Below are 13,381 nucleotides of genomic sequence, written 5' to 3'. Positions count from 1 at the left end.
CGGGCCGGCCCGCTCGAAGGCGAACTCCGCCTTCGAGCGGGCCGGCAGGCAGGCCGACCGGCGCGCCTACTCCTCCCAGGTGACCCTGACCACGGTGTCGTTGGAGTCCGACGGCTCCTCGAGCTTCTCGCCGGCCTTCAGGACCCGCTCGGTCCGGCCGATCAGGATCGCGTCGCTGTCCGTCCGGTTCCACCATGCCGAGACGTTCTTGGCCATGCTGCCCCCACCGGGAAGCGGCAGCAGCGCCAGGTCCACGTCGAAGCCGGCGCCGATTCCGTAGCCCGGTCCCTTGCGGTTGTAGTCGCGGTACAGGCCGAGCGTCTTGGGCGGACACTCCGCACCGTCAGGGGTGATCGCGACGACGCCGGCAGGCAGCTGAGTGCTCATGGCTCTCTCCGTTCCTCAAGCCGGCCGGTGTCTCCGGCCGGGCAGGTGGCGACAACGTTCCACAGCCCGACTGCAGCGGCGGCATCCATCCGGAGCCTGATCGTTCCTGCAATGAACATGACCACCCGCACGGCCCAGTCGTCAGCCCGACACGGCGGGACGCGGGCCCGCCGGGCCGGCGCCGGCGGCTGTTCAGAGGTCCGCCGCCTCCTCCATCGCGGCGTCCTCCGCCTCCCAGCGCAGCAGGTCGCCCGGCTGGCACTCCAGTACCTCGCAGAGCGCGGCGAGCGTCGCGAAGCGCACCGCCTTGGCCCGGCCGTTCTTGAGGACCGCCAGGTTGGCCGGGGTGATCCCCACCCGGTCCGCGAGCTCGCCCACGGACATCTTCCGCCTGGCCAGCATCACGTCGATGTCGACGGCGATGGGCATCAGATCACCTCGTCCAGCTCGGCCCGCATCTGCGCCGCTTCGCCGTCGCGCGCTACGGCCTGGGTGAGCAGCATCCGCAGCACCAGCACGATGAGCGCAACGCCCAGGACGGCAAGGCCGATCCCGCCCATGATCACGGTGACGCCCGGGTCCTCCCGCTGGCCGGGGGCGTTGACGGCCGTGACCGCGAACCACAGCAGGGCGGCCGCCACGATCGCCCAGATCACGCCGTCCACGTACCGGAACGCGGCGGGCGAGAACACGGTTCCGCGTCGCACCATCGTCACCAGCCGCCACACGCAGACCAGGGCGACCTGGGCCGACACCATGCCCAGGATCGTGATCACGCGCATCGGGGTCAGGGGCAGCGACCCGTCCTCCGGGTCGTGCCCCAACGCCCACACCATCGACGCCTGTACGAACACGGTGCCGGTGAGCACCACCGTGAGAACGGCGCGCAGTGCACGCACTGGCAGTTTTCCCATGACCCATCCTTCCATCGACTCGCGATGGAAATCTATCGAATCTCGATAGGTCGAGCAAGGGGTCAGGGCGAGGGGGTGCGATACGGGCCCCGCCCGGCCCGGCGCGCGACGCACCGGGCCGGGCAGGGCAGGGCCGGACAGGCCGGGCCGTGGTGGGGCCGGTGTTCAGAAGTCCCAGCTCTGGCTCCGCGCGCCGTTGCAGCTCCAGCTCACCAGGAGCTGGCCGTTCTCGGGCCGCCCGGCCAGGATGTCGAGGCACTTGCCGTTCACCCGGTTACGGATCTCGCTGCCGTTGCGGTACCACTTCTGGTGCAGACCGCCGTGGCAGTCCCACATGGCGACCGAGCCCTGGTCGCCCAGGTGGGGGCCGTAGATCTCCAGGCACTTCCCGTTGAGGTTGGAGCGGATCTGCTCGCCGTCCCAGTACCACTGCTGGTTGGTACCGCCGTGGCAGTCCCACGTCACGGTGGAGGCGCCGTTCTCCTGATGGAACATGAAGACGTCGGCGCACCTTCCGTTCAGGTTGGACTTGAGCAGCGGCGCCGCGGCATACGCCGGCGAGCCCGTCACGGTCACTCCGGCCAGCAGTCCCGTGACCGCCGCCAGCAGCACCATTCGTCGCACGGACCTCATGATTTCCCCTTCCCGTCGTCGTTGCGCGGTTGCGCTGGCCCATGTCTAGCCCCGGGTTGATGTCCGGCGCCGGAACGTGGGTTCCGGACATCAAAAGCTGGACAAACACCACCCATCACGGCCGCGGAAAGCCGCAGGAAGGAAGGCAATGCCACGCCCCGAACGCCCGCTCGACCTGGACTCCGGTCCGCAGACACGGTTCGCAGCCGACCTCCGCAAACTGCGTGAGGCGGCGGGACGGCCCCCCTACCGGGCACTGGCGAAAAGGGCGCACTACTCGTCCACGACACTGTCGGACGCGGCGGGCGGCCACACGTTCCCGAGCCTCGCCGTCACGCTCGCGTACGTCGAGGCCTGCCAGGGCGACCGCCGCGCGTGGGAGTCCCGGTGGCACGCGGTCGCCGCCGAGATCGCCGCGAGCGCGACCGCACATGCCGACGAGCCCGCCGGGGCCGGCCGGGCCAGCGCGCCGTACGCGGGCCTGTCGGCCTTCCAACCGGAGGACGCCGACCGCTTCTTCGGGCGCGAGCAGCTGACCGGCGAGCTCCTCGCGAAGGTCCGCGGCCACCGCTTCCTGACGGTCTTCGGGCCGTCCGGATCAGGAAAGTCCTCGCTGCTCCGGGCCGGTCTCATCGCCCGCACACGGGCGACGGGCCAGCCGGTGATCCTGCTGACGCCCGGCCCGCACCCCGTACAGGAGTGCGCGATCCACCTCGCCGCCGCAACGGGAGAGGCCCCCGGTCCCCTGGCGAGCGAACTGCTGGGCGATCCCACGGCATTGCACCTGCGGATCCGCCAGTCCCTGATCGACCACCCGTCGGACGCCGACGCGCTGCTCGTGGTCGACCAGTTCGAGGAGGTCTTCACCCTCTGCGCCGACAAGGACGAACGGGACGCGTTCATCGCCCTGCTGGTCGCGGCCGCCACGGCGGCGACCAGCCGGACCCGGGTGGTGCTCGGCGTGCGCGCCGACTTCTACGGCCGCTGCGTCCAGGACCCCCGGCTCGTCGAGGCGATGCGTGACGCGCAGATCGCGGTCGGACCGATGAGCAGCCAGGAACTGCGCGAGGCCATCACCCGGCCGGCCGTACTCGCCGACTGCACGGTGACCGGCCCGCTGCTCGCGGCCGTGGTCGCGGACGCGACCGGCCGGCCGGGCGCGCTCCCCCTGGTCTCCCACGCCATGGTCGAAACCTGGCGGCGACGCAGCGGCAGCCGCCTCACCCTGGAGGGATACCTGGCGGCCGGCGGAATCGAGCACGCCCTGGCCCACACCGCGGAGGCGACGTACGCATCCCTGTCGCCGGCACAGCAGGACCTCGCCAAGTCCCTGTTCCTCCGGCTCACCGCCCTCGGCGAGGGCACCGAGGACACCAGGCGCCGGATCACCGACGACGAACTCGACCCGAGCCCCGACACCGCGCACGTGCTCGAATCCCTCGCCCGCCAAAGGCTCGTGACGCTGTACGACGGGTGCGTCGAGATCACCCATGAGGCGATCATCCGCTGCTGGCCGAGGCTGCGCGGCTGGCTGACCGAAGACCGCGACCGGCTGCTCCTGCACCGCCGGCTCACCGAGGCGACCGCCGGCTGGGAGGCGCACGACCACGACCCGCACGCCTTGTACCGGGGTGCCCGGCTGGCCGCGGCACTGGACCTGGCCGCCGCCGACGACAGCCGCCTCACCTCCAGGGAACGCCGGTTCCTCGATGCGAGCCGCGAGGCGCAGGCCGGCGAGATGGCGGCGGTCCGGCGACGCACCGTCCGCCTGCGACAGCTGGTCACGCTGCTCACCGTGCTGGTGGTCACCGCGGCGACCGCGGGCGGGCTGGCCGTCGATTCGCGCGACTCGGCCATCCGCCAGCGCAACGTGGCCATCGCCCGGAAGGCCGCCGCGGACGCGGCAGAGGTGCGCCGCCACGACCCCGCGCTCGCCGCGCAACTGAACCTGGCCGCCTACCGGCTGGCCGCCACCCGCGACGTCCGCGACCAGCTCATGAGCACCTTCGCCACCCCGTACACGAGCCGGCTCACCGGCCACACCTCCGACGTGGTCTCGATCTCCGTCGCCCCGAACAGCACCGTCCTGGCCACCGCGAGCTGGGACCGCACGGCCCGGCTGTGGGACATCGGCGACGCCCACCACCCCGTGCAACTGGCCGTCGTCGACCAGCCCGACCGCCTGGCGTCGGTGGCCTTCGACGCGGACGGCCGCGTCCTGGCCACGGCCGGCGACCGCGCGGTGCGGCTGTGGGACGTGACCGACCCGCGCGCGCCCGCCGGGCTGAGCACCCTGCCCGACCAGCGGGCCGCGCCGACGTGGGTGGCGTACCGGCCGGCCGGCGGTGTCCTGGCCACCGGCCACACCGACGGCACGGCGCGGCTGTGGAACGCGAGCGACCCCCGCAACCCGCGGCTGCTGGCCGCCTTGCCCGGCCACTCGGGCACGGTCACCTCGGTGACGTTCGGCCCGGACGGCCGCACGGTGGCGACCACCGGAGACACCACCACCCGGCTGTGGGACGTCGGCGACCCGGCGAACCCGGTCCTCCTCGACGTCCTGCGGGGGCACACCGACACCGTGACCTCGGCCGCCTTCAGCCCCGACGGCAAGACCCTTGCGACCGGCGGCTGGGACCGCACCGCACGGGTCTGGGACATCACCGCCGGATCGCCGACACGCCCGCGGACGCCGGTCGTCCTGACGGGCCATCCCGCGATCGTCTGGTCGGTGACCTTCAGCCCGGACGGCGGCACCCTGGTCTCGGTGGGCGGGTCCACCCAGTTCTGGGACGTCACCACCCCGGGAGCGCCGAAGCGCACCAGCACGATCCAGGGCGGCTTCTACCAGGCCGCGTTCAGCCCGGACGGCCGGGTGCTCGCCAACTCCGACCTGCTCCTGGACCTGCGGGACCTCACCCTCGCGACCCACGACGACGTGGTCACCTCCCTGGCGTTCGCCCCCGGCGGCCGGCTGCTCGCCAGCGCCAGCTGGGACGGCACCGCACGGCTGTGGCAGGTCACCGGCGGCCGCGCCCTGTGGCCGCTGTCGGCCCTGCACGGACACACCCGGTTCGTCCGCTGCGTGACGTTCAGCCCGGACGGGCGCACCCTCGTCACCGCCGCCGAGGACGGCACCGCCCGCGTCTGGAACGTCACCGATCCGCGCAAGCCCCGCCTGACATCGGTCCTCGCCCCCGGCGGCGGCGAAATCGCCGGCACCGCCTTCGCCCCGGACGGCCGCCTCCTCGCCGTCTGGGACCAGCGGACGGCCGGCCTGTGGGACCTGACCGACCCCGGCGCTCCCCGCCTGCTGAGCCGTATCTCCGAGGGCGGCCCGCACGTCACGACGGCCTCGTTCCGGCCGGACGGCCGCACGCTGGTGACGAGCACCGGCGAGTCCGGTTCGCTGAGGTTCTGGGACATCGGCGAACCGCGCAGCCCCCGGGAGCTGCCGTCCCCCTTCCGGTCCGACCCGCTGACCGGCGGCGTGTTCAGCCCCGACAACCGGCGACTGGCCGCATTCCACCGGACGGACAAGACGGTCTGGCTGATCGACGTCGGCGACATCCACCACCCCGCGAAGACGACACAGCTGACAGCCTCCGGCTCCTGGCTCTACACGATCGTCTTCGACGCGGAAGGCCACCGGCTGGCAGCCGGCGCCGCGGACAGCAAGGCCCTCCTGTGGGACCTGAGCGGCGGCCCCGCCACCCCCACCGTCCTCACCGGCCACACGAACCCCGTACCGGCCGTCGCCTTCGGCCCGGGCGGCGACACCCTGGCCACCGGCGGCAACGACTTCACCGTCCGGCTTCGCGACACCCGCCTGGACCGGGTCACCGCCCGCGTCTGCGACAGCGCGTACCCCAGGATCAGCCGAGCCCAATGGGCGCAGCACTTCCCGGCGGTGGACTTCGGCCCACCCTGCCCGGCCACCCGCGCGGAGCCGGCCGGACGCGATCCGGGCCGGGGCGCCGGCTGGTCCGATCGGTCGGATCTGCCGGTGGTTCGCGCCGGGACGCTCCGGGCGGCCGCGGACCCGAGGCTATGAATGGGTCGCCTGACCGTCCACGAGCGTCAATCTCAGGAGCCACTCGATGCGCCCCATCAGAGCAGCCTCTCTCGGCACGGCCACCGCGCTGGTCGCCCTCCTCGCCTGCGCCCCCGTCGTGTCCGCCACCGCGGCGGACGCCGACCCCGCCCCCAAGAAGGACCGGGGCCAGGTCATCGTCCTCACCGGCCGCCTCGCCGAGCAGTCCCGCTTCCCCGTCAACCCCGGCGGCGCCCCCGCCCAGGGTGACCGGACCGTCTTCCGCTCCGTCCTCTTCGACCAGGACGGCAACGAGGTCGGCGAGACCGGCGGTACGTGCACCACCACCCGGGTCGCCAACGGGGGAGCGGAGGAGTGCGTCGTGACGTACGTCCTGCCGGGCGGGCAGCTCACCGTGCAGGGAATGGTCTTCGGCCACCTCGTCCCGGGCCCTCCGCCGTCGTTCGACAACGCGATCACCGGCGGCACCGGCAAGTACGACCGGGCCCGCGGCTCGGTCCACGCGGACACGATCGCCACGGGTACGCGGCGCTTCACGATCGACCTCCAGCGCTGAAAGACCCCAGCTCCCGCCGCTGAGCGGGCCCTCGGCGCGGGCCCGCTCACCGGTGCGTGACGATCGCGATGATCCGCTTAGCATGTTCTCGTCATGGTCAACGTGAGGGTGCTCGGCCCGTTCCGGGTCGAAGTCGACGGCCGCGCGGTCGGCACGGGCGGCCGGCTCGCCCGGATGGTCCTGGTCCAACTCCTGCTCGCCCGTGGGACGGTCGTCCCCACCGAGCGGATCGTCGAGCGGCTGTGGCCGACGGGTGCCCCGGCGAGCGCGCAGGCATCGCTCCACGCCTACGTCGCGCGCCTGCGCCGCGTCCTCGAACCGGGGCGGCCGCCGCGCACGCCCCCGCGCCTGCTGGTCAGCGCCCCCTACGGCTACGCCCTCCACCTGGAGCAGGACGCGGTGGACGCCTGGCTCTTCGAGCGCCGGGTCGCGGCCGCCTCGACGCCGGAGTCGCCCGCCGGCGCGGCCGCCGAGGGGCTCGCCGCGGCGCTCGACGCGTGGGGCGGGCAACCGTACGCGGAGTTCTCCGACGAGCCGTGGACCGCGGGCGAGCGCACCCGCCTGGAGGAGGTGTACCGCACCGCCCGCGAACGTCTCGCCGCCGCGCGGCTGGCCTGCGGGCAGGCCGCGCAGGCCCTCGCCGACGCCGGGGCCCTCACCCGGGAGCAGCCGTTGCACGAGGAGGGCTGGCGGCTGCTGGCCCTGGCGCTGTGGGCCCGCGACCGCCAGGGGGACGCCCTGGCCGCGCTGCGCCGGGCCCGGCACGTCCTCGACGAGGAACTCGGCGTGGAACCCGGGCCCGCTCTCCTGGAGTTGGAGCACGCCCTGCTGCACCAGCGCCTGGACGTGCTCCGCGGGGCGACCGGGATGCGGACGCCGGCACCGTCAGCAGCCCCGCTGCCGGGACCGGCCCTGCCGACCGAAGGCGGGACGGCGCCGGCCACCGTGCTGGCGGCGGACCGGCTCCTGGGCCGTGACGAGGAGTTGGCGGAGCTGGCCGCCGCGGCCGACCGGGCGCTGCAGGGCCGGGCGCAGGTGGTCGTGGTCAGCGGTGAGGCCGGCATCGGCAAGTCGAGCCTCCTGGAGGCCGCCGTCGGCCAACTGCCCGGACAGGGCTGGCTGGTCGGGTCGGGGCACTGCCCCGAAACCGACGGAGCCCCGCCCGGCCGCGCCTGGTTCGACATGCTGCCGGGCCTGGCGGAGGCCGCGCCGCCCGGCCCCTACGCCGCCGAGCTCGCTCCCCTCCTGGCTCCGGGCACCGCCGGCGACTCCGGGCAGCGGGACGGCAGTCCGGCCGGGCGCTTCCGCCTGCACAGGGCGCTGCTCGGCTGGCTCCGTGACACGGCCCTGCGCCGGCCGCTCGCGATCGTGCTCGACGACCTGCACCGGGGTGACCAGGAGAGCGTGGAGCTGTTCCTGCTCTGCGCCGAGCAACTGCGCGACGTACCCCTGCTGCTGGTCGGCTCGTACCGCACCGGTGAGGGCGATCTGACCGGGGCCCTGGCACGGCTCGCCGCCTGCTCGCCCGTACGGCTGGCACTGGGCGGGCTGTCGGCCGCCCAGGCGAAGGAGCTGCTGCGGCGCGGCGCGGCCGACATGAGTGATCACGCCGCGGTGGCCTTGGCCGAACGCGCCGGAGGCAACCCCTTCTACCTGCGGGAGAGTTCGCTCCTGCTGGCCGGCGAGGGCGAGCAGCAGGCGCTCGCGCGCGTCCCGCAGGGGGTCCAGGACGTGCTGCGGCGACGCCTGGCCCTGCTCGCGCCGGGCGTCACGGCCGGCCTGCGTCTGGCAGCCGTCGCCGGACGCGAGGCTCCGGTGGCCCTCCTCGCCCACGCCGCCGACGCCGACGCCGAACAGCTCCTCGACGCGCTGGACGCGGGGGTCACCGCCGGGCTGCTCACCGAGCCGCGTCCGGGCACGGTCCGCTTCACCCACGCCCTGGTACGCGACGCGCTGGAGGGCGACCTCACGCGGCTGCGGCTGGCCCGGATGCACTCCCGCCTGGGCCGGGGCCTGATCGCCCTCGGCTCCGACGACGTCGCGGCCACGGCACACCACCTGCTGAGGGCGGCGGCGGTCGTGACCGCCGATGCCGGACCCGCGGTCCACCACGCCCGGCTGGCGTGCGAGCAGGCGGTGCGCCGCTACGCCCCGCAGAACGCCGAGGCCCTCCTCAACGCGGCCCTCGGCCTCCTCACCGACCATCCGGCCGCGTTCGCCGACCAGGACGCCGCTCTGTTGCGGGTGATGCTGCTGGGGCAGCTGGTGGAGTGCCGGATCCGGATGGGCGCCGTGGTGCCCGCCCGAGAAGCACAGGACCGGGCCGTACGGGTGGCCCGTGCGGAAGGCCGGGCCGACCTGCTGACCGCCGCCTACACCACCTGGACCGAGCCGACGCCCTGGCGCGTCCGACCGTACGCGGAGTCCGACCCGGAGGCCGTCGAGGAACTCGGGCGACTGCTGGAGGCCCCGGACCTGTCCGACCGGCAGCGGTGCCTGCTGCTCGACCAGCTGTCGGACGCGCTCGACGACACCGATCCCCGTGCCGTGGCCGTGGCGCGCCGCGCCGTGGAACTCGCCCGGAGCACGGGCGAGCCCCGGCTGCTGGGCCTGACCCTCACGTCGCTGCTGCGCAAGGTCGACTGCGAACTGGAACCCGCCCTCTACCTGGAGCTCCACCGGGAACTCGCCGAGGTGGCCGACGCCCAGGACAGCCCCGAGTACTCCTGGATGAGCTCCTACATCGCGGCCCGGCTGGCCGCCGGCCGCAACGACCCTGCGGAGATGGAGCGGTGCCTGGTGCGCGCGGACGAGATCGCCCGTACCTACGAGCTCCAGGGCGCGTTCGCGGTCGCCAGGCTGCGCCGTCCCATGCTCGCGATGGCCCAGGGGCGTTTCGAAGAGGCCGAACAGGCCCTGGGGACGACGGTGGCCGAGCTGCGGGAACGCGGAGCGGTGGACCTCAGCGGGCTGGCCGCCCTCAGCATCGGGTGCATCCGCCTGCAGCAGGGCCGACTCGCCGAAATGCTGCCTGTGCTGCTCACGGTGTGGGAGCGCTACCAGCCGTACAACGAAGCCCTCGCGGCGCTCGCGCTGCTGGCTGCCGGGCGCTCCGAAGAGGCCCGGCAGGTCTTCGCCATGCGCGTGGCGCACCGGCGCGACTTCGCCTACCCCATCCTGGCCGGACTGCGCGGCGTGGCCGCCGTCGTCTTCCGCGACCGGGAGGCCGCCGCCGAGGTGTACGAGGACCTGCTGCCCCTGCGGGGGCTGGCGGGTGGGGCGAGCAGTCTCAGCGTCGTCTACCGGCCCGTCGCGCAGACCCTGGGCGAACTCGCCCGCTTCCTGGACCGCCCCGAAGAGGCCCGCCGGCACTTCCTGGAGGCCGAACGGGTGGCGGCCGCGTGGAACTCGCCCCACTGGGCGGGCGCCGCGGCCGCCGCCCTGGCCGAACTGCCGCCCGCGCCCCAGGTCGTGCCCGCTCCCTAAAGGTTGTTTCACAAGGTGACCGAGCCCTGAGCGTCAGGCTCGGACCGACTCGACTAAGGGCGATTTGCCTGAATTCTCGGCAGGCAAGCGCCGGGGGTAAACCTGCATATAGCGGACGGCGTATCGATCCAGACGACCTTTTGAAACAACCTTGAGGTCGTGTCCGCAAAGTCCCGCCTGCCCGGCGGGTGCAGGCGCTACTTCGCGGACACTCGCCAGGGGGTCAGTTCGGCCATGAACGCCGCGGCCAGATCGAGGTACTCCTCGGGCGAGTCCGTCGCCAGCTGGAGGTCCACGAGCACCTCGTCGGTACCGGTACCCGTCTCGCACACCGCCCTGAGGTGGTCGCAGAGCTGGCGCACGGTCCCGCGGTGGTGCGTCTGCGCGGGGTCGGTTTCGGCGGTGGTGACCTCCGGGTTGACGCGGAACACCCGGCGCAGCCCCGCCGGGTCACGCCCGGCGCGTTCGGCGGCCTCGACGGCGACCGCCCAGAGACCGTGGAGGTGGGGCAGCGGCATCGAGGCCCCCAGCCAGCCGTCCGCGCGCCGGCCGACGCGCTCCAGCGCGGGCGGGGTGAAGCCGCCGAGCAGGACCGGGGGCCTCGGGCCCTGGAGGGGCTTGGGCAGGACGGTCGACTCGGGGATCGTCCACAGGGGGCCGGTGTGGACCACCGGGTCGCACCGCCATACGGCGTCGAGGACGTCGAGGGTCTCCTCCAGCCGTGCTCCACGCCCCTGCCAGGGCACCCCGGCGGCCTCGTACTCCTCGCGCATCCAGCCCAGCCCGATGCCGACGTCCAGTCGCCCGTGGCTGATCAGGTCGAGGGTGGTCAGCGCCCGGGCCAGTACGAGGGGCGGCTGCCAGAGGGCGTTGAGCGTGCTGCTGCCGAGACGGACCCGTTCGGTGGCCGAGGCCGCCACGGCCAGGGCGAGCAGCGGGTCGAGATGGGTCCCGTACCGGACGGGCATCGGCTGCCCGCCGGGGTAGCCCTCGGCGGGAGTGAGAGGTGCCAGCAGCCGGTCGGCCGCCCAGAGGCTGTCGCAGCCCAGCGCCTCCAGGGCGGTGCACATCGCGGCGGTGCGGTCGGGGTCGGCGAACGGGCCGAACTGGGGGACGGAGAATCCGATGCGCATCGGTGGGACTTCCTCGGGGGGCAGGGGGCGGGCGGCCACGACGCGGGGCCGGGAGGGGGAGTACGGCACGTCAGACGGCAGAGCGTCGGCCACGGACCCGGTCGGTCTCACGGCGGTACTGCCGCTGTCCGAGCAGCCTCCACATCACCCGGGCCGGCAGCGGCAGCCGCGCCAGGAACTCCCGGCGCTCCTCGGGCGAGGTGTCCTCCAGGATGGCGCCCAGCGCGATCAGCAGCCGGTTGCGGGGCGTTTCCGCCAGGCCCCGCTCACCCACCGCATGCCACTGCTTCTCGTCCACGTGGAGCGCGACCAGCGGCATGACCTCCCGTTCCTCCTCGTCGAGGTGGGCGCACAGCTGCCGGTGGTGCCGGCGCAGCGCCTCGGCGAGCTCGTCGCGGTCCTCGCGAAAGGCCCGCGCCTGCCACCGGTCCATGTGCCGCTGGACCTCGGCGATCCCCTCGTCGAGCTCGCGGTGCTGCGCCTCCATCGCCAGGACCTGCTCGGCATCGAGGTCCAGGTGGGGCAGCAGCACCGGCCAGAGCATCTCGTCCTCACCGGTGTGGTGGGCGTGCAGCCCGATGGAGTAAAGCCGCCAGTGCTCGGCGAGGATCCCGGCGCGGGCGGTGTCACCGGGAGGCGCGTCCTGGACGAGTTCGGTCAGCAGCCGCGATTCCCGGCGGAACACCTGGTGGATCATCGCCATCTCGCGGGTGTAGGGGTGGACGGGGGAGTCGGAAGTGTTGCGCGAAGTCATGACTCCCAGTCTTCGGACCCCCCTTGCAGGCCTCTTGCAGACGACTTGCCGCGCGGGCCGTGACGGCACAGGGCGCCCCGTCGCCCCGACCGACCTGCTGCGCTGCGACGGCGGCGGCGACGGCGAACGGACCGTGCGGCATCAGCGCGGGAGGTGACGGGGAACGGGGCGCCCTGGGGCGGCGTCGGGGTGTCAGTTGTCGGAGCCGACGGTGTTGTCGTGGCCGGCGCTGAAGGTGTCGTCCCCGGCGACCTGGGACCAGTCCCCGAAGACGAAGGTGAACGACGGCTGCGGCTGGTAGTTCACGGTCACGTCGGCGCCGGCGACACCTGCGGTACCGAAGACGACGGCGCCGGCGGCAAGGGCGGTCAGAAGGAAACGCATGCTGCACCTCTCTGGGGAAGGGCAATGGCACGCCCAAGCTGAGGACCCCGGACCGCCTGACGGTTCTGACCTGCCGGTGCCGTCCCCGGTCTCATCCGATCGGCGGCCGCACCAGCACCCGAGCCGCACGGAACGGCCGGCACCGAGCAGCGGATCGGTCCGCGGGTCACCGCCCCGGTTGCACCTGCTGCAGGCGGGACACCGCGTGCTCCTGGCCGGTCGTGCCCTCGCGAATGGTCTGCGCCCGGTCCATGACCGCCCAGCCCGCCCGGCCATCCGCGTTGACCTCGTCGCGCGCGTCACGCACGCCGTAGTGCCTGTAGAGCTGCGCCTCCTCCGCCACGGACAGGACGCTCCCACAGTCCAGGGCCGCGCAGGGAGCCCGTTCGATCACCGTCACGGGATACGGGACGACCAGGCGTCCGTTGTCCAGGTCCGCTCGGCGCAACGGGACGAACACCCCGCCCAGTCCGGACGCCCGATCGATGATCCGCACCCACTCGGGCCTGCCGGTGGTGTCGTCCACCAGGATGTACTCCACCAGCCCCAGGCGCTGCCCCTGGTCCGTGAACGCCGTGCATCCTTCCATGGCCGCGATCTGCTCCTGTGTGATCACTGATGCTCCTCACCACTGCCGCGCGCTCTGTCGTCCCTCGGCTACCCAGCCGGGCCGGGGCGAAGCACCGGGGCGGCGGCGCGCGGTGGTGACCGGCGTCCGGACGGGCTACTCCGCCGGGTGTGGTCGGCCGCCGGCTTCGATACTGGCCGGCAGGCCCCCGACGGCGGGGCGCGACGACGAAGGAGTACGGACATGAACGCACCGATGGCCGCGGAGACCGGTTGCCAGCTGATGAAGCGCCTCGCGAAGGACCTCAAGGAGAGCATCACCAAGGGCGAGAAGCACGCGGACGAGGTCAAGAGCAGGATCGCCCAGCTGGAGGCGCAGGCGAATCCGGACCAGAGCCAGATCAGCGCCTTGAAGGCGACGCTGGAAGTCATCAGGAAGAAGATCGAGGACGAGCGCACGTCGCTGTCGGAGCTGGAGGACGTGATCACAGAGAACTGCTAGGGCCTGTCCGG

Annotated in this window: 12 protein-coding genes; 4 read left to right on the top strand and 8 right to left on the bottom strand. The window is 73.4% G+C overall.

Going from position 1 to position 13,381, the window contains the following annotated elements; genetic code table 11:
• Positions 1–66: 66 nt before the first annotated feature.
• The 4 genes from IG86_RS0113385 to IG86_RS0113370 all read right to left on the bottom strand — a co-directional run bounded on the left by IG86_RS0113385 (position 67) and on the right by IG86_RS0113370 (position 1,916).
• On the bottom strand, positions 67–387 hold the full coding sequence (locus tag IG86_RS0113385) for a hypothetical protein (RefSeq protein ID WP_030820145.1): 321 nt from the start codon (positions 385–387) through the stop codon (positions 67–69).
• Positions 388–579: 192 nt separating this feature from the next.
• The gene (locus IG86_RS0113380; RefSeq protein ID WP_030820143.1) at positions 580–816 is read right to left on the bottom strand and encodes a helix-turn-helix domain-containing protein; all 237 of its coding nucleotides are present in this window, start codon (positions 814–816) and stop codon (positions 580–582) included.
• The gene (locus IG86_RS0113375) at positions 816–1,301 is read right to left on the bottom strand and encodes a DUF2975 domain-containing protein (RefSeq protein ID WP_030820136.1); all 486 of its coding nucleotides are present in this window, start codon (positions 1,299–1,301) and stop codon (positions 816–818) included. Before IG86_RS0113375 ends, IG86_RS0113380 begins: the two co-directional genes overlap by 1 nt.
• Positions 1,302–1,466: 165 nt before the next feature.
• Positions 1,467–1,916, bottom strand: coding sequence for an RICIN domain-containing protein (locus IG86_RS0113370; RefSeq protein ID WP_030820134.1), 450 nt, complete (start codon positions 1,914–1,916; stop codon positions 1,467–1,469).
• A 166-nt stretch (positions 1,917–2,082) separates the two neighbouring features.
• On the opposite strand from IG86_RS0113370, the gene IG86_RS0113365 reads away from it, so the two are divergent.
• The 3 genes from IG86_RS0113365 to IG86_RS0113355 all read left to right on the top strand — a co-directional run bounded on the left by IG86_RS0113365 (position 2,083) and on the right by IG86_RS0113355 (position 10,030).
• Entirely contained in the window at positions 2,083–5,988 is a 3,906-nt protein-coding gene (locus tag IG86_RS0113365) for a WD40 repeat domain-containing protein (RefSeq protein ID WP_051785142.1), read from the top strand.
• Positions 5,989–6,034: 46 nt separating this feature from the next.
• A complete protein-coding gene (locus IG86_RS0113360; RefSeq protein WP_030820130.1) occupies positions 6,035–6,544 on the top strand; it encodes an allene oxide cyclase barrel-like domain-containing protein in 510 nt (169 codons plus the stop codon).
• Positions 6,545–6,637: 93 nt separating this feature from the next.
• Positions 6,638–10,030, top strand: a complete 3,393-nt coding sequence (locus IG86_RS0113355; RefSeq protein WP_030896933.1) for an ATP-binding protein — start codon at positions 6,638–6,640, stop codon at positions 10,028–10,030.
• A 197-nt stretch (positions 10,031–10,227) separates the two neighbouring features.
• On the opposite strand, the gene IG86_RS0113350 is transcribed toward IG86_RS0113355, so the two are convergent.
• From IG86_RS0113350 to IG86_RS38690, 4 genes are all read right to left on the bottom strand, one after another.
• Positions 10,228–11,163: a TIGR03619 family F420-dependent LLM class oxidoreductase gene (locus IG86_RS0113350; RefSeq protein ID WP_030896932.1), complete on the bottom strand. Its 936-nt coding sequence runs from the start codon at positions 11,161–11,163 to the stop codon at positions 10,228–10,230.
• A 70-nt stretch (positions 11,164–11,233) separates the two neighbouring features.
• The gene (locus tag IG86_RS0113345) at positions 11,234–11,917 is read right to left on the bottom strand and encodes a hemerythrin domain-containing protein (protein ID WP_037847809.1); all 684 of its coding nucleotides are present in this window, start codon (positions 11,915–11,917) and stop codon (positions 11,234–11,236) included.
• Between the two features lie 192 nt (positions 11,918–12,109).
• The gene (locus IG86_RS0113340; protein ID WP_030896931.1) at positions 12,110–12,301 is read right to left on the bottom strand and encodes a hypothetical protein; all 192 of its coding nucleotides are present in this window, start codon (positions 12,299–12,301) and stop codon (positions 12,110–12,112) included.
• 166 nt (positions 12,302–12,467) lie between these two features.
• Entirely contained in the window at positions 12,468–12,917 is a 450-nt protein-coding gene (locus tag IG86_RS38690; RefSeq protein WP_030820119.1) for a PRC-barrel domain-containing protein, read from the bottom strand.
• Positions 12,918–13,112: 195 nt separating this feature from the next.
• Between IG86_RS38690 and IG86_RS0113330 the strand changes: the two genes are divergently transcribed.
• Positions 13,113–13,370 (top strand): hypothetical protein, encoded by a 258-nt coding sequence (locus IG86_RS0113330; protein WP_030820117.1) that lies wholly within the window; start codon positions 13,113–13,115, stop codon positions 13,368–13,370.
• Positions 13,371–13,381 lie beyond the last annotated feature (11 nt).

The sequence above is a fragment of the Streptomyces virginiae genome, assembly GCF_000720455.1.
Classification (GTDB): domain Bacteria; phylum Actinomycetota; class Actinomycetes; order Streptomycetales; family Streptomycetaceae; genus Streptomyces; species Streptomyces virginiae.
This window is presented reverse-complemented; position numbering and strand designations above follow the sequence as displayed.

Excerpts from the sequence above, each read along its gene's own strand:
- IG86_RS0113365 (WP_051785142.1), top strand. The coding sequence starts at position 2,083 with ATGCCACGCCCCGAACGCCCGCTCGACCTGGACTCCGGTCCGCAGACA.
- IG86_RS0113370 (WP_030820134.1), bottom strand. The coding sequence starts at position 1,916 with ATGGTGCTGCTGGCGGCGGTCACGGGACTGCTGGCCGGAGTGACCGTG.
- IG86_RS0113345 (WP_037847809.1), bottom strand. The coding sequence starts at position 11,917 with ATGACTTCGCGCAACACTTCCGACTCCCCCGTCCACCCCTACACCCGC.
- IG86_RS0113385 (WP_030820145.1), bottom strand. The coding sequence starts at position 387 with ATGAGCACTCAGCTGCCTGCCGGCGTCGTCGCGATCACCCCTGACGGT.
- IG86_RS0113340 (WP_030896931.1), bottom strand. The coding sequence starts at position 12,301 with ATGCGTTTCCTTCTGACCGCCCTTGCCGCCGGCGCCGTCGTCTTCGGT.
- IG86_RS0113375 (WP_030820136.1), bottom strand. The coding sequence starts at position 1,301 with ATGGGAAAACTGCCAGTGCGTGCACTGCGCGCCGTTCTCACGGTGGTG.
- IG86_RS0113355 (WP_030896933.1), top strand. The coding sequence starts at position 6,638 with ATGGTCAACGTGAGGGTGCTCGGCCCGTTCCGGGTCGAAGTCGACGGC.
- IG86_RS0113350 (WP_030896932.1), bottom strand. The coding sequence starts at position 11,163 with ATGCGCATCGGATTCTCCGTCCCCCAGTTCGGCCCGTTCGCCGACCCC.
- IG86_RS0113330 (WP_030820117.1), top strand. The coding sequence starts at position 13,113 with ATGAACGCACCGATGGCCGCGGAGACCGGTTGCCAGCTGATGAAGCGC.
- IG86_RS0113360 (WP_030820130.1), top strand. The coding sequence starts at position 6,035 with ATGCGCCCCATCAGAGCAGCCTCTCTCGGCACGGCCACCGCGCTGGTC.
- IG86_RS0113380 (WP_030820143.1), bottom strand. The coding sequence starts at position 816 with ATGCCCATCGCCGTCGACATCGACGTGATGCTGGCCAGGCGGAAGATG.